We start from the raw sequence: 18659 nt of genomic DNA, 5'->3' as shown, positions 1-18659 counted from the left end.
AGTTAATTAGAATCACTAAAGAGGCACAATTGTGTATAGCTTATTAATAGATCGTTTATCAACCGCTGTGGTACAAGTAAACCGCGAGCTGGTTATTGAATACTTAAACCCCGCGGCTGAGATGCTGCTTGCTGTCAGCCGAAAACGCATTTATGGCCAAGACTTAGGCGCTGCTTTTCGCGAAAATGAGCAAGGCATCGATTCCTTGTTATCAGCCATCAACTCAGGACATCCCTTTACTAAACGGGAAGCTGAGGTCGAGAGAGCAAATGGCGAAAAACTATTTTGCGACTACACGGTCACGCCAATTAGCAATACCAGCAACACAACTGACAGCCTTTTAATTGAACTCTACCCTAGAGATCGTATGAAGCGTATTTCTCTGGAAGACGAACTGATTGCTAACCATCAGACCAGTAAAGAATTGGTGCGAAATCTTGCCCACGAGATAAAAAACCCATTAGGTGGTATCCGCGGAGCCGCTCAACTCATCAGCAGAGCGTTTACTGATGAAGCGCTAAAAGATTACACGCAAGTAATTATTGAAGAGTCTGATCGTTTGAGAGATTTGGTTGACCGCTTACTTGGCCCTCGCCAATTACCAAAAAACAAACCACTCAACATTCATCGGGTGATTGAAAGAGTAAAACAGCTGATTCAAGTGGAATCTGATGGCCGCATAGAAATCATTCGCGATTACGACCCTAGTATCCCAGACATCATCGGTGACGAATCTCAATTAATACAAGCCATACTGAATGTCACGCGCAATGCGATGCAAGCACTACTAGAACAGGACGAGAATAATCAGAAACAAATTAGACTGGTGACGCGTGCACTTCGTCAATTCACCATTGGTGCTAAACGCCATAGACTGGTTTGTAAAATTAGCATTATTGATAATGGACCAGGAATTCCTGAGTCTATATTAAAAACATTATTCTACCCTATGGTAAGTGGCCGAGCAGAAGGAACAGGGCTCGGGCTTTCGATATCCCAATCTGTTATTCATCAACACCACGGAATTATCGAATGTCAGAGCACCCCTCAACAAACCGAATTTAATATATTGATGCCAATTGAGACAATCCTCTCAGGCAAGGAGAAGAACCTATGACACAACAAGAAACCGTATGGATTGTAGATGACGATAGGTCTATTCGCTGGGTATTGGAAAAGACACTAGAGCAAGAAGGCATTCAATGTCGTCTGTTTGATTCGGCAGAAAACTTGGTTGATATGATAGACCAAGAACAACCTAGCGCCATTATTAGTGATATTCGCATGCCAGGTATGGATGGCTTAACGCTGCTGAATAGGCTACAAACAGAGCATCCGCATCTGCCTGTCATCATAATGACAGCCCATTCAGATTTGGAAAGTGCGGTCGCTTCTTACCAAGGCGGTGCGTTTGAATACTTACCAAAACCGTTTGATGTAGAAGAAGCGGTAACCCTTGTAAAACGCGCCATTCTTCATTATCAAAAAGCCATGCCTAGTGCTGATATACCGGTCGCGGAAGTAGAAGAAGTCGACAAGGATATCATCGGTGAAGCACCCGCTATGCAAGAAGTGTTTCGTGCTATCGGACGTCTTGCGAATTCCAATATCACTGTTCTCATTAATGGTGAGTCTGGTACTGGTAAAGAGCTGGTTGCTAAAGCGCTACATACTCATAGCCCAAGAGCCGCGAACCCTTTTATCGCCCTTAACATGGCCGCTATTCCCCATGATTTAATCGAATCTGAATTATTCGGTCATGAAAAAGGCGCGTTTACTGGTGCGAATACTCAACGCCGCGGGCGCTTTGAACAAGCCAACGGTGGCACTCTGTTCCTAGATGAAATCGGTGATATGCCAGCAGAGACACAGACTCGCCTACTGCGCGTTCTCGCGGATGGAGAATTTTATCGAGTCGGTGGGCACACGCCAGTTAAGGTGGATGTGCGAATCATTGCCGCAACGCATCAGAATCTAGAAAACTTGGTTCAAAAAGGCTCGTTCCGAGAAGATCTATTCCATCGCTTAAATGTTATTCGAATTCACCTCCCTAAACTGGCTGAACGCCGTGAAGATATTCCTAAATTAGCTCGTCACTTTTTAAGCCGAGCTGCCGAAGAACTGGCTGTGGAACCTAAACTGCTAACCAAAGAAACAGAGGCTTATTTAACTCGATTAGAATGGCCCGGAAACGTTCGCCAATTAGAAAACACCTGCCGCTGGCTCATCGTAATGGCTTCAGGTCGTGAAGTTTTAATAGAAGACCTTCCACCTGAATTGCTTGCTGCTACACCAAGCGAACAACCGTTAGGCTCGTGGGAAGATGCTCTTAAAAATTGGGTTGATAGCGCTCTAGCAAGCGGTCAAAAAGGCATTTTAGAGCAAGCTGTGCCTAAATTTGAACGCATTATGATTGAGACAGCACTCGCTCACACAGCAGGTAGACGACGTGATGCTTCTCTTTTATTAGGGTGGGGACGCAATACCCTTACTCGAAAAATAAAAGAACTCGGGATAGATAATACCGAGCAAGAAGAAGATTAATTTGTTCTTAGGGAAATGGCGAAAACAAGATATATTCTTGTTTTCTGCGCCATCTCAAGTTTCTTATGTTTTCCTCTTGCTTTACCCTTGCTTTTAACATGACAATCCCAAACTAATTAAACAGAACATTAATTAGTTAAACTCACAAAACAGGACCCTGTTATGAATCCAACGCTTGAATCCATGGGCATCACCAGCACAGAAAATATCGAAAAATTTACCCTTCGCTATGAAAATGGACAAGATGTTTTAAAAGTCTATTACCGTCGCGAAAAAGGCTCTTTACTACCAAAAAGTAAAAAATTTAAATTTGGCCGCTCTACAAAAACAGTATTAGCCGATGGTGGTCAACAAACTTATCGCCAAGTGCAAGAGCCTTCTTTAATCGTTGTTCGCGCCTTAGAAGAGCTAGAAAAAATTGTTGGTAAACAGCATGAAATCAAAGTGTCTAAAGACGACCTTATCGTTGAGTTAGAGCACTTAGAAAAAGTAATGGAAAGTAAAATTGCTGACATTAAAGAAAAAATTAAAGCGTTAAAATAAACTTCTGGTTCTATTTCTAGCAGTAGCATTGGGTTCTAAGACTGATTAACTCTCTTTAATCAGTCTTCCCTTCTAGCCCAGCCACTTAAATACCATTAAAATCCTTCCTAATCTTTTTATTTTGCCTGTTTGGGTGTCCACTTCATGACATTAATATATTCTCCAGAAAAGCTTGCTGAGATAATGCGCCAAGGTGGTGTTATTGCTTATCCAACCGAAGCCGTTTGGGGATTAGGCTGTGATCCATTTAATCAATCGGCCGTGCAAAAAATCCTTAAATTAAAAGCGCGCCCCGTTGAAAAAGGGCTTATTTTAGTCGCGGGAAAACCTTCTCACCTTCTCGATTGGACAAAAAAATTAAGCTTGGAATCAGCGAACCGACTAACGAGTAAGACAAGCATTCCGACTTCATGGGTTGTTCCAGATACGACAGTGGCGCCGCCATGGATTCGAGGAAAGCACGAGAGTGTCGCTATTCGGCTGTCACAGCACACTGCTGTGAGGAATCTATGTAACGCCTTTAATGGCGCCATTGTTTCAACCTCAGCAAATCCGGCCGGGCTAACTCCAGCGCTTTCAAAAGAGGAAGTGTTCGCTTACTTTGGTGACGAAATAGACGCTATTTATGATGCTTCGTTAGGGGAAAGCGCACAGCCATCCCAAGTCAAAGATCTAATCAGTGATACATTATTTAGACTATAAAAAAATGGCGAGCCTCAACCAAGAGATTCGCCATTTATACATAACTAGAGATAGTTGACGTTAATTAATGCCCGCCTAAATACGCTTCACGTACTTCAGGATTAACCAAGAGCTCAGCACCCGTTCCTGTCAAACGAATTTCTCCGTTTACCATAACGTATCCTCGGTCGGCCAGCTTCAATGCATGGTTTGCGTTCTGCTCCACTAAGAAGATGGTCATTCCTGTGCTCGCTACATCTTTCAATATTTGAAATATTTGTTTCACAATAATGGGCGCCAATCCCAAGCTCGGCTCATCCAACAACAATAGTTTGGGGCGACTCATCAATGCTCGAGCAATGGCCAGCATCTGCTGCTCACCACCAGACATGGTGGAAGCGCGTTGATTACGACGCTCTTCTAAACGAGGAAATAACTCAAACATATGCTTCATATCTTCATCAGCATGCTTCATACCGATAGGAATGGTCCCCATCAGTAAGTTTTCTTCTACTGACATACTTGGGAAAATACGACGCCCTTCTGGAGACTGAGCCAAACCATGCGAGGCAACATAATGCGCAGATTTTTGCGAAATATCTTCACCACGATAAATAATTTCTCCACTAGAAATGCGTGGCTGCCCAAAGATCGACATTAACAACGTCGACTTCCCGGCGCCATTCGCTCCGATCATGGTGACAATTTCACCTTCATCTATTGATAACGACACTTTTTTAAGCGCTTGGATTGGACCATAATGGACATCAACCTCTTTAAACTCCATCAAGGTGCTCATAGGGTCATCTCCTCACCTTCTTCTGCCCCAAGATAGGCAGCAATTACTTTAGGATTCGTTTTAATATCATCAGGGCCACCTTCAGCAATCACTTCGCCATGGTCGAGCACCACAATATAGTCTGAAATATCCATCACCATGCCCATATCATGCTCAATCAACAACACGGTAGTATTGTGCTCATCGCGCAAGACACGGATCATTTTCGTCAACGCTTCTGTTTCTGAAGGGTTCAAACCCGCTGCGGGCTCATCGAGGCAGACAATTTCAGGATTGGTACACATCGCTCTAGCGATTTCCAGGCGGCGCTGTTGACCATACGAAAGCTCACCAGCCAAACGGTTAGCAAAGTCCACTAAATCAACAACTCCAAGCCAATAAAAAGCACGCTCTAATGCGTCACTCTCTGCTTGTTTATAAGCCTTTGTATTTAAAATACCACCCAATAAATTACGATTAACCCGCATGTGTTGAGCAACCAACAGGTTTTCAACCACTGACATTTCTTTAAATAAGCGAATGTTTTGAAATGTTCTGGACAAGCCTGCACGATTTACCAAATGCGAGCCTCCAAACATCTTGTATTTTAAACGCTGAAAGAAAGCGATGGGGGAAAAGAAATCGGTTAGCCTAAACGCTTCACCCAATACTTTAATCACACTGGTTTCTTTTCCATTGGCAGACAACATAATATTGCCACCCGTGGCTTTATAAAATCCCGTGATACAGTTAAAAACCGTGGTTTTACCCGCACCATTTGGTCCAATTAAAGCCGACACAGAGCCGCGTTTTATGTCAAAAGTCACATCATTAAGGGCTTTAATACCACCAAAGTGCATGACCAAGTTTTCTATTTTTAAAATATTTTCTTGGCTCATTTAATCACCCCTTCTCTCGCGGCAAAACCATTTCGCGTCACACGAACGAGACCTCGAGGTTTCCAAATCATCATCACCACCATCAAAATACCAAACAACAAAACACGATACTCAGCCACTTCCCTCAGCATCTCGGGCAATACCGTCAAACAGAAGGCGGCAATCACCACACCCAACGTTGACCCCATACCACCCAATACCACGATCGCTAAGATCAGTGCAGACTCGAAGAAGGTAAACGAAGATGGACTCACAAAGCCTTGATACGTCGCAAAGAAAACACCGGCCAAACCTGCTGTTGAAGCCCCCAACATAAAGGCTGATAATTTAACTAGAACATGATTTAAACCCAAAGAACGACAGGCAATTTCGTCTTCACGCAATGCTTCCCAAGCACGACCAATCGGCATTTTTACAAGACGATGCTTAATAAAAAGAACAGCCCAGACAACGGCAAACAAGACCAAATACACAAACATGTATTTGTAGCCTGAATCGTATGGGAGGTTGAAAAATTCATGGAACGTTTCACCGTGTGCAGATCGCCGCTTAAACTCTAAGCCAAAGAATGTAGGAAGAGGGGCAGATATGCCGTTTGGACCATGAGTTAGTGATACCCAATTGGTTAATATTAGGCGGATGATCTCACCAAAACCTAAGGTAACTATCGCTAGATAATCACCATGCATTCTCAGCACCGGAAAACCAAGGATTGCTCCCGCAAAAGCAGCGGCAATCGCGGCAATGGGCAACATAGACCAAAAACCCAAACCTAAGTTTTCATAACCTAATGCTAATGAGTATGCTCCTATTGCATAAAAACCAACAAAACCAAGATCCAATAAGCCAGCCAAACCGACCACGATATTCAGACCCAGTCCCAACAACACGTAAATAAGACCTAATATCAGCACCGTCAGAATGTATTTAGAAGCGATAAAAGGAATCAGAAAACCAATCACCATTACTAAAGGGATAACCCAAATCATTTTAGATTTATGGTTTGGTGGGTTTACGGTTACGCCATCATGATTGTTGGCGTATTTGAAGAGCATTGCTTGGCCCTTTGCCGTCTGAAAATAGTAAGACATAAAGAGACGGCCAACAAAGACAATCGATACAATCCAACCCACGCGTTGGAAATCAATATCAAACTTATACCCATCAAGAACGATCCCCATAATAGGACCGAAGACCACTAACGCCATTAAGGCAGCAACCACTGCATCAATGAAACATTGTTTATAGTTCATACCTGCTGTTTGGCTCATTTATACTTTCTCCACTGCTGGTTTGCCTAAAAGACCACTCGGACGAATAATCAAAATGAGGACTAACAAAGAGAAAGAAAAAACATCTTTATAATCAGAGCTAACTAAGCCAGCAAACAATGATTCAGAAAGACCAAGAATAAGCCCACCTAACATGGCACCGGGTAATGAACCAATCCCACCCAATACTGCGGCAGTAAAGGCTTTTATCCCCATGATAAAGCCGATATAAAAGTCAAATGCGCCATAATCTAGCGTCACTAAAACCCCAGCCAATGCGGCCATAGCAGAACCAATAACGAAAACGGACGAAATAACTTTATCTGTATCAATACCTAAGATGGACGCCATCTTACGGTCTTGCTGAGTCGCTCGACACATGCGCCCCAACTTTGTTTTTTGGATGATATAAGTAAGAATCCCCATGCCGGCTAATGCGATAAGCAAAATCAACACTTTCATATAAGTAATCTGCACGTAGCCATCACCAATATGAAAACGAAAAGCCCCCGTGATGAGTGTTGGAACACCTTGTTGATTTGGACCCTGACTCAGCTGCACGTAGTTCTGCAAAATAAGAGACATACCAATGGCTGAAATTAAAACAGAAAGGCGGCTAGAGTTACGCAAAGGTCGATAAGCAACACGCTCTATCACCCAGCCATAAGCGCCTGTAATAACAATAGTAAAAACCAATGCGCCAAAAATAATAAAAGGAAAAGATTCAACACCAAAAAAAGTGAGTAGTGCGATCGAAATGGCGGTGAGATAAGCAGAAACCATGTAAACGTCGCCATGGGCGAAGTTAATCATGCCAATAATGCCGTACACCATGGTGTAGCCTATCGCTATAAGCCCATAAACTGAGCCAAGCGTTAAACCGTTTACCAACTGCTGGAGAACGATATCCATCGTATAACCTCGTGGGAATGTAAATCGAAGATCAAGCTCGCCGAAGTATTCACCTCGGCGAGTTGTGAAATAAGCTAATTAGGAAAATTAGTCTATTTGATGATATTTACCTTTATCATCCCACTGGTACATTACGTAATCGGATACGGTCAGATCGCCTTTCGCATCAAACGCTTTTTTACCCATTACTGTATCGATAGAATTAGCATGCAACCACTCAGCACCCTTGATTGGATCTAAGTTCGCATGACTAAGCGCTGCTGCAGCCACTTGCATCGCAGTATATGAGTAAAGCGTATAGCCTTCTGGCTCATAACCCTCAGCACGGAACTCTTTAACCACTTCTTTACCTGATGGGTAAGACATTGGGTTAGCACCAAATGTCATCATTACGCCTTTAACGTATTGTGGCCCACCGGCAACGGTAACAAATTCATCAGACACAATGCCGTCACCCGACATGAAGATCGCTTTTGAACCTTGTTCACGAAGCTGACGAACTAATGGGCCTGCTTCAGAATGCAAACCACCGAAGTAAACAACATCGGCATTGACAGAACGAATCTTAGTCACGAGTGCGTTAAAGTCTTTTTCACCTCGAGTCAAACCTTCGTACATGACTTCTTTAGTACCATATGCATTAAGAGATGCTTTCATTGCATCCGCTAGGCCTTTGCCATAGGTGTCTTTATCATGAATGATAGCAACGCGCTTTGCGTGAAGCTTATCAACGATATAGGTTGCTGCAACATCACCTTGTTGGTCATCACGGCCGCACACACGAAATACGTTAGGAAGACCACGATCTGTGATTGTCGGGTTGGTAGAAGCAGGGGTAATCATTAGTACACCCGCTTCCGCGTAGATATTTGAAGCAGGTTGTGTAGAAGAAGAACAGAAATGTCCAATAACCGCCACAGCGTCATCAGAGTCAACTAATCGGTTAGCAATAGAAACCGCTTGTTTTGGCTCACAAGCATCATCCGCTTTGACAAGCTTAATCATTTCACCATTAATGCCGCCCGCTTTATTGATATCTTTGGCTGCTTGTTCCGCCCCTTTCCATAGCTGCTCACCAAAGGCGGCATAAGCCCCTGTATGAGGTCCTGCTACACCGATAACAACATCAGCTTGTGCCAGTGTTGCAGCACCCGCTATCGCCATAGAAATTAACGTTTTCTTTATAACCGCATGTGACATAAGAAGAGCTCCAACTTGTTTTGTTTATCGTTATTATATTAAAGCAAGATGCGTTCCAACAATTTTCAACCTATAAAACAGTAGAAATAGTGGAGTTTTTTATGCGATATCACAAATAATGTGCACCGCATTAAGGCACAACATTAATGTTTGATCAGTCTTTGGTCAATAGAGAGGCACTAAAATAGAACAAATAATCATCAGATGTAGCAATACAAACAAACTAAATACTAAAAAATTATTGAAGATAAGTTTTTTATACTTTAAAGACAGGTAAATGCACCAAAAACAGCTTGGCTCACTATTTTTTGAAAGGGCCTTATAGTTGCCAGAAAGCTGACAAAGAAGATTAATATTGAAACTAGTTTACAAACATGACCCTGCAAATCAAAAAAAACAACAATTTGATCTTTATATTCATAAAACCTAGTAATTAAAAACCCACAAAGAACGCAAAGTGTTTGCTTCAAATTCTTTGTAGGTAGGAGGGGTTTTCGACTTATTGCGGAATGGGGCTATTATGTAAAACCGTCGTAAGAGGCACTAATCTAACGCCTTCTTTTTCTAACTTAACCAAACGTTTTTTCAAATACGCCATGGTTTCTGGGTATGGATGACCAATCGCCAACGCAACACCACTGTGTTTTGCCTCTTTAACCAGTCGTGAGAACTGCTTATCAATTGCTTTCTCAGTACGAATATTATCTAGGAAAATATCTCGACTTGTTGTTTTTAATCCATGCTTTTGGGCTGTTTCTTTCGCAACACTATGAGATGACGTTAAGCTATCAATGAAAAACAAAGAGCGCTTTTTCAACACCTCCATCACCCAGTCCATCGAGTCTTGCTTTGCAGTTAACAAGCTCCCCATGTGATTATTCACCCCTTTGATGCCAGGCAAACTGTCTATGTCTTTTATGAGAGCTTTCTTAAGCTGCTCTTCTGTCATTTTTGCATACAATCCACCTGGCCCAAGCTTAAGCTCTCGCACATTTTCCATGGGCGCATGCAGTAAAGTGACGCGGTGTTGTTTTTTCGCCTGAGTAGCTGTTTTATGAGCGAAAGGCGTTAATGGAAGAATGGCCAATGCGACGTTTTTAGGTAACGCCAAGGCTGACTCCATTCCTTGTCGGTTATAACCAAGGTCGTCGATCAAAATCGCAATCCTGGGTAAAGGATGCTTATTATGTCGCGGCTCTACTATCGAGGGTGCATCTGTATTCAACCCTTCAAGCGTTGACTGGGTCGCTTTCGAATAAGGCGGAGTAATAACCAACTTTGATCCGAGAGAGTCAAGCTTATCCGAGTGTGTTATCTCGTTTACTATTGGCCCTAACCAATCTTCGGAAGCAGGATTTGACGCTTCATTTTCAACATTAACGTTAGGACCTAATAAAAAAATACCATGAGCCAAAGGTGTCACCTGATCTGGCTCAACTGGATTTTCTGCGGATTGAGCTTGATTACACATCAAGCCAACCAAAAGAAAGGCACACAAGCGCATGCCCTTCTTGATACTAATTACATTCACTGTCTTTTCTCTCAAGGATGATAGTCAAACTTTGGTAACGTTTTCAAAATAGTCACCGCTTGAAATAATTGAAAGTCCGTTTTAGCTAAATCAGCCAGTTCAAATTTAACATCGGTATTTGTTCTATCTGCACCACCTGTGCCATTACCAAGATGTCCTTTTAACTCTGACTCTTTAACAACGAAGTGGTCTTTATCTAACGTTAATTTCGCCTGAGGAACAACAAGATCAGGCGTAATACCTTGCGCTTGGATAGATCGACCATTGGGCGTGTAATAAAGAGCCGTAGTGAGTTTCACTGCCGCCCCATCAGACAAAGGCACCACTGTTTGTACCGACCCTTTACCAAAAGACTCTGTGCCCATAATCACACCCCGTTTATGATCTTGTAAGGCACCTGCAACAATCTCAGAAGCCGATGCTGAGCCATCATTGACCAAGACAACCAAAGGAACCGTAGGTAATCGTGTATTTTTTGTTGTTGCTCTAAATTGGCTGCTTGATGATTTATGACGGCCTTCGGTATAAACAATCATGCCTTTATCAATAAAAGCATCCACCACACCAACCGCTGCCTGTAGTACACCGCCTGGATTATTTCGAAGATCTAACACAACACCTTTGATTGCTTGTTCTTTTTTCAATTTATCAATGGCTTTATAAAACTCGGTATCAGTATCACCTTGAAACTGACTAATGCGCAAATAAGCAATGCCTTTGCTTAACCATTTAGTGCTAACACTATTATCTTCCACTAATCGACGCTCAAGATTGTAATGTTTGATTTTGCCATCGCGCTCAATATCCAATGATATTTTGGTTCCCACCTCGCCTCGCATTAGGTTCATTACATCTTGAAAACCAAGGCTGGTGATAAAAGTGTTGCCCACTTTTACGATAACATCACCGGATAAAATACCTGCCTGCTTCGCTGGTGAGCCATCTATCGGTGATACTACAACCAACTTATCACCTTTCATTTCCACTTCCACACCGACGCCTGCGTAGTTACCTGACGTCAACTCGTCAAAATCGGCGACTTCATCTTTCGTCATGTATTCAGAATGTGGATCAAGCGCAGATACCATGCCCTTTAACGCTTTGTTCAATATCTGCTGATCCGTTAACTTATCCACATAACCTTCACGAATGGTTTCAAACGTTTCTACAAATGCTTGTATTTCAGTAAGAGGTAACGTCGATTTATCGTTAGCAACGGTCTTCTGTGCAGCGATGCTCTGCTGTACAGAAAAGGTCATCAGTATTAAAACCAAACCTCGACTTAAGGAATTCATCATGTTTTTTCCTGCTGTTGTGTCATATATATAAAAGACACTCTATTGGCGCATAGATCAACTAGATCTCACCCAAGAAAGTGGAGATAAAGGCGTACCATTGTGTCGAATGGCAAAAAACAAAGCCGATTCTGAACGACCCCCAGAACTGCCTACCGTGGCGATTACATCATTGGCATTTACCCATTCACCAACTTCTTTCAACAAACTCTGGTTATAACCATAAAGAGACATATAACCATTTCCATGATCAACAATCATTAGAAAACCAAAACCTCTGAGCCAATCAGCAAACACAACTCGACCGTTAAAAATCGCATGTACCTTAGTGCCTTCTTTCGCTTCGAGCGTGACACCACCAAGATTAACCTTTCCGTCAGTCGGCAAACGAACCAGTTTTCTAAGCGGACTAACTAGCTTGCCTTTCTGTGATGAAAAAGGCACATCTTGATCAGGCAGTTTGACATCTGCAAGCGCTTCTTCTAGACGCTTCAGCATTTCTTTCAGATCTTTTTGGTTTTGCGCAAGCTGCTGAGAACGCTGATTTCCCTTAGCTAAATCTTTGTCTAGCTTAGCTAACAAAACGCGACGTGCCGCTTTTTCTTTCACTAAGCCTGCACGTTGTTCATTCAAAGACGCTTCTTCTTGGGCTTGCTGAGCACGCTTTTGGCGAATGCTTTTCTCGACCAAATTAAGGTCATTTACTTCGTTGGCATAACCATTAATAAGAGATTGTCGAGCGGTAGAAAAATAGCGGTTATATTGTAATAAGCGCATCGACTCTTCGGGTTCAGACCCATTTAAAAGTAATTTAATGCCTTCTTGCTTGCCAGAACGATAAACCGCCCTTAATTGGGCGGCTATTTGGTCATTTTGTTTCTGAATACTGAGCTGAAAAGACTGCTGCTGCTGTTTTAATTTCCCGAGCTGCTGCTCTCCTTTTTTAAGGCTCTCTTGCAGATCGTTGATTTTTTTAAGCAAACCTTCTATCGCTTTTTCTTTGCTCTCTAGGCCTTTCTCAACATCCGAGCGTTGAGACTTGGTCTCTTTCAACCAGCCATTCAGTTTTTTTAAATCTTTCTGCAATGTTTGAATTTGTTGCTTAGCCTCCGCTGGCGTTTGAGGCTCTCCGGCTGCCCAGCTAATGCTGGACAACAAGAGCAACGCAATGCAGAACAGGTGACGACATACTAAAGCCATCAATACCTCACTGACGAGTGAGCAGACTAACACCACTCATTTCTTCAGGTTGTTTCATGCCCATCATATCCAATAAAGTCGGGGCAATATCACATAATGCTCCTTCTTTAATGCCAAGACCTGGTGTTGGGGAAACTAATACTAAAGGAACCGGTCCAGTCGTGTGAGAAGTCAAAGGCTGTGAACCATCGTTACTTAGCATTTGCTCGGCATTACCATGATCCGCGGTAATCAAACACTGTCCACCATTCACTTTCAATGCTTCGATAATGCGTCCTAAACAAGCATCGACTGCTTCAACGGCTTTTACCGCTGCGGCAAATACACCGCTATGGCCAACCATGTCGCCGTTAGCAAAGTTACAAATAATAGTGTCGTATTTGCCTGCTTCAATCACTTCCACCAGCTTATCCGTCATTTCTGGCGCACTCATTTCTGGTTTTAGATCATAAGTTGCTACATTAGGAGAAGGGATCAATTCGCGCTCTTCACCATCAAAAACAGACTCCCTACCGCCATTAAAGAAAAAAGTAACGTGGGCGTACTTTTCTGTTTCCGCGATACGCAGTTGTTTTTTACCTGATTTTGATAGCACTTCACCAAGCGTATTGCTCAGTGTAATAGGTGGAAACGCAACGTCTGCAGCAATATCAGCAGCAAACTCAGTAAAGGTTACAAATGCGGCATAGGCAGGTCGTATTTTACGTTTAAAACCGGTGAAATCATCTTCGGTAAAGGCACGAGTCAATTCACGCGCACGATCTGGGCGGAAGTTAGCAAACACAATGGCATCGCCATCTTCAATGCTCACTGGCGCGCCAATCGTCGTCGCTTTTACAAATTCATCATTTTCACCGCGATCATAGGCAGCTTGAACCGCTTGTTCTGCAGATTCTGCTTGGAACTGCCCTTCGCCTGATGCGATAGCGTTATAAGCATTTTCAATTCGATCCCAATGATTATCGCGATCCATAGCAAAATAACGACCAACTAACGTGGCTATTTTACCAACGCCCAACTCGGCTAATTTGGCTTCTAATTCAGCAATAGGAGTTTGCGCTGAACGTGGTGGCGTATCTCGGCCATCGGTAAAACCATGTACATACACTGCTTTTGCGCCGCGTTTTACCGCTAGTTCGCACATTGCCATGATTTGCTCATGATGGCTGTGTACGCCACCGTTCGAAAGCAAGCCTAGAATATGCACGGCTTTATCCGCTACGACGGCTTTGTCTACCGCAGAAACAAGCGCTTCGTTTGTAAAAAAAGAACCTTCTTCTATGGCTTTGCCAATGCGAGTGAAATTCTGATAGACAATTCGTCCTGCGCCCAGATTCATATGGCCTACTTCAGAATTGCCCATCTGACCATCTGGCAAACCCACGGCCAATCCTGAAGTTTTAATTAAAGAGTGCGCACGATTGTTCCACAAGCGATCCCAATTGGGTGTGTTGGCTGCTTCAATAGCATTTGATTTAGATGTTTCGCTGTATCCCCATCCATCAAGGATGAAGAGTGCTGTCGTCTTTTTATTCATGGTAATTCGTCCCGTAAATTGAACATGTCTATGGATTGATACTATCACAGGCATGTAATTTAGTTACAGACTGCAAGTACTATTCCGTCTATTAATTCTCTTTATTGCGCCGTCTGCTTCGCTAATAACCAATCACGAAAAATCACGACTTGTTCCAAATCTGCTTTGTCCGCAGGGTAAGAAAGTAAATATTCATGTGGCGTAGCAACAGCATCGCCAAATGGCGCCACAAGTTCACCCGCTCTTAAGCTGCCCTCTGCCAGTATGCTAGGAATAACAGCAACCCCCATGGCGTTTTTCGCCGCTTCAATCAACATATGAAAATGCTCAAAAGACGTCCCCGCAAAAGAGCCATTTTCTAGCCCTTGAGCGACCATCCAATCCGGCCAAGCATTAATACGAGCGGAGGAATGCAATAATGGGAACATCACCACGTCCCCACATTCCCATTCAGCCTGATGATCACTCTTCTGGTAGTGTTCTAATAAACGAGGAGAACAAACGGCGATGACTTTTTCTTGCATCAATTGATGAGATACCGCTCGTGGCCAGTGATCACCACCGTAATGCAGAATAATATCAATGCTTTCTGGGTCTACTTTTGCGGCGTCATCTAAAGATCGAACTTTGATTTGAAATTGTGGATGCTGTTGTTGAAATTCCGCTAAATGGGGTACTAACCAATGAGAAGCAAATGTAGGTAATGCAGAAATGGTTAAAGTGGTTTTTTCATCTTCTCGATGTAACATTCGTAAACAAGCGTTTTCCATTCCATCGAGCAAAGGTACGACTTCTTTATAATAAGCGGCACCGGTTCCGGTCAAGACCAAACGTTTATTTAGACGAATGAATAAATCTCGTGATAAAAATTCTTCGAGGTTACGAATCTGACGACTCACCGCGCTCTGAGTTAGGCATAACTCTTCTGCTGCACGCGTAAAGCTAAGATGCCTAACCGACGCTTCAAAACACTTTAGCGCGGTTGACGACGGGATATATCTCCGCATTCTGGGCCACTTTATTTTCAAGATGTAAGAGGAATGACAAGTACTTTACCTTAAGCTAATTAGGCAAACAAAGGAATGCTCGATAATTGCGCATTCCTTTGTTTTTATTGTCAAATCATCCGATTAACTAATCAAGGGCATGTGTTTTTTGGCCTAGGTGATAGGTCTGCGCGCCAACTTCATAAAATAATCGTTTTAGCTCTCTAAGTGGTATATTGCGTAATATCGTCGTTGGAACAGACAAGGACTCACGCTTCCCAGCAAACCATTCCGCCAATTCTTTACCCATCATAGTACCTGGTCCAATACCTCGACCACTGTATCCCGCTACACTAAATAATCCGCGCTGGAGTTGCTGGCAATGTGGTAGGTGGTCTTCACTGTAGGCAATTTGCCCGGTCCATGAATAATCCCATTCAACATTGCTTAAGAATGGAAACAATTCGCTGACCCGTTGTGACGCCCAATTTGCTAGCACGCCTCCTTCTCCTCCCATGCCACCAAAAACTAAACGCCCTTGCTGATCAAGGCGAAAAGAACTCATCACCGTACAGGTATCCCAAACTCCCTCACGGTTGGGTAGGATTTGTTCAAGCTGAGAGGACGTTAATGGTTTGCTGGCTAATTGACTGTAAAAAATAGGCACGAATTTTCTCGCCTGCTCTTTCACCCCATGCTCGCTGTAAGCATTCGTGGCTAAAACCACCGTCTCTGCTCGCACTTCACCATGAGATGTTTGGACAATCCAACCATCTTGTGTCGGCTGCACACTAGTGACTGGAGAATAGTCGAAAAGCTTAGCGCCTTCTTTGATCGCTGCGTGCGCCAAACCGTGAGCATAAGACAGAGGTTGGATCGTACCCGCTCTTGGGTCAAACAACGCTGAATTAAACTTACTAGAACCAATGCGTGATTGCGCTTCAGCGCTCTCCAACAATTGCACCGGGGCACCGCGTGTTTGCATTTGTTCACAACGACGCTGTAACTGAGCTAAACCTTGCTTACCTACACCGGCATGCAAGGTACCATTACGCACCGCTTCACACTGTATGTCGTACTCTTCAATTAATGCATAGACCAGATTTGGAGCACCGGCCAAAGTGTTGTATAACGTTCGGCCCGCTTCTGGGCCAATGGCACTATCTAGCTGATCTGGCTCAAGCCAGACTCCTGCGTTTGCCAAACCGACATTACGCCCAGAACCACCAAAGCCAATTTCATGAGCCTCAACCACGATCACAGAAATACCTAATTTGCCGAGATGCAGTGCCGTTGATAAACCCGTAAAGCCCCCACCAACAATGACTACCTGCGCGTTATGACTACCTTGCAAAGGTATCAGGTCTGGCCCTGCTATCGCACTTGCTCGCCACAATGAATCACATAAACGTTCCGCCATATCCACGACCTTAAAAGTCGACCAAGCCGACCTTAAAAATAGAGCAAATAATCGAAGTGTGTACATCCAAACTTATTAACACGAGTAAAGGTGAGCCTATGCTCACCTTTACTGCCATCTCTTCAAGCATTCATCACTCGAAAACAATACCTTGGGCTAATGGCAGATCACCACCATAGTTGATCGTGTTCGTCGTACGGCGCATGTAGTTTCTCCATGCGTCAGAACCTGATTCGCGACCACCTCCGGTTTCTTTTTCACCACCAAATGCGCCGCCAATTTCTGCCCCAGAAGTCCCAATATTGACATTGGCAATACCGCAATCAGAGCCTTCTGGTGACATAAACATTTCAGCCTCTTGCAAACTTTCTGTGAACACGGCAGAAGACAAACCTTGAGGTACTTCGTTTTGAATATCGATCGCCTCATCGAAATTGCGATAGGTAAGAACATAAAGAATAGGGGCAAACGTTTCTTCATGAACAATCGGTGCATCGTGAGCAATACGGACTATTGCAGGCCTAACGTAAAAGCCACCAGCAGGGACACCTTCTGTTACACGCTCACCACCACACACAACCTCTCCGCCTTGCTTTTTCGCCGTTACTAACGCCGCTTGCATGCGAGAAAAGCTGCCATCATCGACCAAAGGACCTACTAAGGTTCCGTCTTCCAGTGGGTTGCCAACGCGTAACGACCCGTAAGATTTCGCCAAACGTTCAACCAAACCATCAACAATCGACTCATGAGTAATCAATCGACGCAGAGTAGTACAGCGCTGACCAGCCGTTCCTGCTGCTGAGAATACAATGGCACGCAGCGCCAAATCCAAATCTGCGGTTGGCGACACTATCATCGCGTTGTTGCCACCAAGCTCAAGCAAAGAGCGACCAAGGCGACCCGCTACCGTCGTTGCTACCGCGCGCCCCATGGTGGTTGATCCAGTTGCAGAAACTAGCGGGAAAGTATCGTTTGCGGCAATCGCTTCACCCAGATCACGATCACCAATCATGACGGAGACCACGGCTTTAGGAATATCAGGCATATCCGCTAATACATTTTGAGCAATTTGATACATTGCCAATGCACAAAGAGGCGCTTTTTCGGATGGCTTTAATAGAACAGGGTCACCACACACCAAACCTAACATGGTGTTCCATGCCCAAACCGCCATAGGGAAGTTGAACGCGGTAATCACAGCAACAGGACCAAGCGGTTGCCATTGTTCCATCATGCGGTGACCTGGTCGTTCAGAGACAATCGACAAACCATGCAGCATACGAGATTGACCCACCGCAAAGTCACACACATCGATCCATTCTTGAACTTCACCCAAGGCTTCAGGGACAATTTTGCCCGCTTCTAAAGAGATAACCTGAGCAAGCTCTTCTTTGTATTTACGTGCTTCTTCACCGATGCGACGTACCAACTCACCGCGGCGTGGCGCAGGAATCGTACGCAATACTTTAAATGCCTCTTTTAACTCCGCACTGACTGTCTCAAGTTGCTCAGGTGTCGCATTGTTAAATTGAGACAGTTTAGCCCCATCAATCGGGCTATAAGCAGAAAACTCAGCGCCTTTACCCAATGCAAGTGTATTACCCGTGAGCACGCTGTAAAAAATATCGCCTTGTTTTAATGTATTAACACCTAGTGTTTCTAAGCAAGTGAGTGACATGATGAACCTCTGTAATACTTGTGTTGAAAAATGAATGAAACGTCTGTTAAAAAAATAAGTCGTTTGCGTCTTTCCAACACCTTACTCAGCTTCACCATCGGTGAGAAATATCGTTTTTCTGTGGGTGCTCTAGTTTTTACCTATAGCCTGTTCCATACTTAAATAAACAAAAGCGACACAGAGG

The 18659-nt window shown here is 43.7% G+C and carries 16 protein-coding genes; 4 read left to right on the top strand and 12 right to left on the bottom strand.

The genetic code is table 11. From position 1 onward, the window contains the following. Positions 1–31: 31 nt before the first annotated feature. From glnL to V6259_RS02295, 4 genes are all read left to right on the top strand, one after another. A complete protein-coding gene (gene glnL, locus V6259_RS02310; RefSeq protein WP_341583155.1) occupies positions 32–1117 on the top strand; it encodes a nitrogen regulation protein NR(II) in 1086 nt (361 codons plus the stop codon). Continuing rightward, a complete protein-coding gene (ntrC, locus tag V6259_RS02305) occupies positions 1114–2544 on the top strand; it encodes a nitrogen regulation protein NR(I) (RefSeq protein WP_133013052.1) in 1431 nt (476 codons plus the stop codon). Before glnL ends, ntrC begins: the two co-directional genes overlap by 4 nt. 162 nt (positions 2545–2706) lie before the next feature. Continuing rightward, positions 2707–3087, top strand: coding sequence for a DUF3461 family protein (locus V6259_RS02300; RefSeq protein ID WP_133013051.1), 381 nt, complete (start codon positions 2707–2709; stop codon positions 3085–3087). Positions 3088–3231: 144 nt separating this feature from the next. Beyond that, the gene (locus V6259_RS02295) at positions 3232–3789 is read left to right on the top strand and encodes an L-threonylcarbamoyladenylate synthase (protein WP_341583154.1); all 558 of its coding nucleotides are present in this window, start codon (positions 3232–3234) and stop codon (positions 3787–3789) included. A 64-nt stretch (positions 3790–3853) separates the two neighbouring features. Here V6259_RS02295 and V6259_RS02290 read toward each other — a convergent pair whose 3' ends face one another. The 12 genes from V6259_RS02290 to amaB form a co-directional block, all read right to left on the bottom strand. Then, positions 3854–4567: an ABC transporter ATP-binding protein gene (locus V6259_RS02290; protein WP_133013049.1), complete on the bottom strand. Its 714-nt coding sequence runs from the start codon at positions 4565–4567 to the stop codon at positions 3854–3856. Further along, positions 4564–5445: an ABC transporter ATP-binding protein gene (locus tag V6259_RS02285; protein ID WP_133013048.1), complete on the bottom strand. Its 882-nt coding sequence runs from the start codon at positions 5443–5445 to the stop codon at positions 4564–4566. The genes V6259_RS02290 and V6259_RS02285 overlap by 4 nt, the downstream gene beginning before the upstream one ends. Further along, positions 5442–6716, bottom strand: coding sequence for a high-affinity branched-chain amino acid ABC transporter permease LivM (gene livM / locus V6259_RS02280; RefSeq protein ID WP_133013047.1), 1275 nt, complete (start codon positions 6714–6716; stop codon positions 5442–5444). Before livM ends, V6259_RS02285 begins: the two co-directional genes overlap by 4 nt. After that, positions 6717–7628, bottom strand: a complete 912-nt coding sequence (locus V6259_RS02275) for an ABC transporter permease subunit (RefSeq protein WP_133013046.1) — start codon at positions 7626–7628, stop codon at positions 6717–6719. A gap of 87 nt (positions 7629–7715) precedes the next feature. Further along, a complete protein-coding gene (locus V6259_RS02270; protein ID WP_133013045.1) occupies positions 7716–8828 on the bottom strand; it encodes a branched-chain amino acid ABC transporter substrate-binding protein in 1113 nt (370 codons plus the stop codon). A 499-nt stretch (positions 8829–9327) separates the two neighbouring features. Then, positions 9328–10359, bottom strand: a complete 1032-nt coding sequence (locus V6259_RS02265) for a divergent polysaccharide deacetylase family protein (protein ID WP_341583153.1) — start codon at positions 10357–10359, stop codon at positions 9328–9330. An 11-nt stretch (positions 10360–10370) separates the two neighbouring features. After that, positions 10371–11657 carry a S41 family peptidase gene (locus V6259_RS02260; RefSeq protein ID WP_341583152.1) on the bottom strand — a complete coding sequence of 429 codons (1287 nt, stop codon included), beginning with the start codon at positions 11655–11657 and terminating at the stop codon, positions 10371–10373. A 54-nt stretch (positions 11658–11711) separates the two neighbouring features. Beyond that, positions 11712–12854, bottom strand: coding sequence for a murein hydrolase activator EnvC family protein (locus tag V6259_RS02255; RefSeq protein WP_341583151.1), 1143 nt, complete (start codon positions 12852–12854; stop codon positions 11712–11714). Between the two features lie 7 nt (positions 12855–12861). Continuing rightward, the gene (gpmI, locus tag V6259_RS02250) at positions 12862–14391 is read right to left on the bottom strand and encodes a 2,3-bisphosphoglycerate-independent phosphoglycerate mutase (RefSeq protein WP_341583150.1); all 1530 of its coding nucleotides are present in this window, start codon (positions 14389–14391) and stop codon (positions 12862–12864) included. A gap of 101 nt (positions 14392–14492) precedes the next feature. Continuing rightward, positions 14493–15398 carry a LysR substrate-binding domain-containing protein gene (locus V6259_RS02245; RefSeq protein ID WP_341583149.1) on the bottom strand — a complete coding sequence of 302 codons (906 nt, stop codon included), beginning with the start codon at positions 15396–15398 and terminating at the stop codon, positions 14493–14495. Positions 15399–15525: 127 nt separating this feature from the next. Beyond that, on the bottom strand, positions 15526–16797 hold the full coding sequence (locus V6259_RS02240) for an NAD(P)/FAD-dependent oxidoreductase (RefSeq protein WP_341583148.1): 1272 nt from the start codon (positions 16795–16797) through the stop codon (positions 15526–15528). 133 nt (positions 16798–16930) lie between these two features. After that, positions 16931–18475 carry an L-piperidine-6-carboxylate dehydrogenase gene (amaB, locus tag V6259_RS02235; protein ID WP_341583147.1) on the bottom strand — a complete coding sequence of 515 codons (1545 nt, stop codon included), beginning with the start codon at positions 18473–18475 and terminating at the stop codon, positions 16931–16933. Positions 18476–18659 lie beyond the last annotated feature (184 nt).

The sequence above is a fragment of the Marinomonas sp. TI.3.20 genome (genome assembly GCF_038155025.1).
In the GTDB taxonomy this organism is placed as follows: Bacteria; Pseudomonadota; Gammaproteobacteria; order Pseudomonadales; family Marinomonadaceae; genus Marinomonas; species Marinomonas flavescens.
Note: the sequence above shows the minus strand (reverse complement) of the source record. Positions and strands in the feature narration are given on the sequence as shown.

Excerpts from the sequence above, each read along its gene's own strand:
- V6259_RS02285 (WP_133013048.1), bottom strand. The coding sequence starts at position 5,445 with ATGAGCCAAGAAAATATTTTAAAAATAGAAAACTTGGTCATGCACTTT.
- gpmI (WP_341583150.1), bottom strand. The coding sequence starts at position 14,391 with ATGAATAAAAAGACGACAGCACTCTTCATCCTTGATGGATGGGGATAC.
- V6259_RS02245 (WP_341583149.1), bottom strand. The coding sequence starts at position 15,398 with ATGCGGAGATATATCCCGTCGTCAACCGCGCTAAAGTGTTTTGAAGCG.
- V6259_RS02295 (WP_341583154.1), top strand. The coding sequence starts at position 3,232 with ATGACATTAATATATTCTCCAGAAAAGCTTGCTGAGATAATGCGCCAA.
- ntrC (WP_133013052.1), top strand. The coding sequence starts at position 1,114 with ATGACACAACAAGAAACCGTATGGATTGTAGATGACGATAGGTCTATT.
- V6259_RS02290 (WP_133013049.1), bottom strand. The coding sequence starts at position 4,567 with ATGAGCACCTTGATGGAGTTTAAAGAGGTTGATGTCCATTATGGTCCA.
- livM (WP_133013047.1), bottom strand. The coding sequence starts at position 6,716 with ATGAGCCAAACAGCAGGTATGAACTATAAACAATGTTTCATTGATGCA.
- V6259_RS02260 (WP_341583152.1), bottom strand. The coding sequence starts at position 11,657 with ATGATGAATTCCTTAAGTCGAGGTTTGGTTTTAATACTGATGACCTTT.
- V6259_RS02240 (WP_341583148.1), bottom strand. The coding sequence starts at position 16,797 with ATGGCGGAACGTTTATGTGATTCATTGTGGCGAGCAAGTGCGATAGCA.
- V6259_RS02300 (WP_133013051.1), top strand. The coding sequence starts at position 2,707 with ATGAATCCAACGCTTGAATCCATGGGCATCACCAGCACAGAAAATATC.
- V6259_RS02275 (WP_133013046.1), bottom strand. The coding sequence starts at position 7,628 with ATGGATATCGTTCTCCAGCAGTTGGTAAACGGTTTAACGCTTGGCTCA.
- V6259_RS02270 (WP_133013045.1), bottom strand. The coding sequence starts at position 8,828 with ATGTCACATGCGGTTATAAAGAAAACGTTAATTTCTATGGCGATAGCG.
- V6259_RS02255 (WP_341583151.1), bottom strand. The coding sequence starts at position 12,854 with ATGGCTTTAGTATGTCGTCACCTGTTCTGCATTGCGTTGCTCTTGTTG.
- amaB (WP_341583147.1), bottom strand. The coding sequence starts at position 18,475 with ATGTCACTCACTTGCTTAGAAACACTAGGTGTTAATACATTAAAACAA.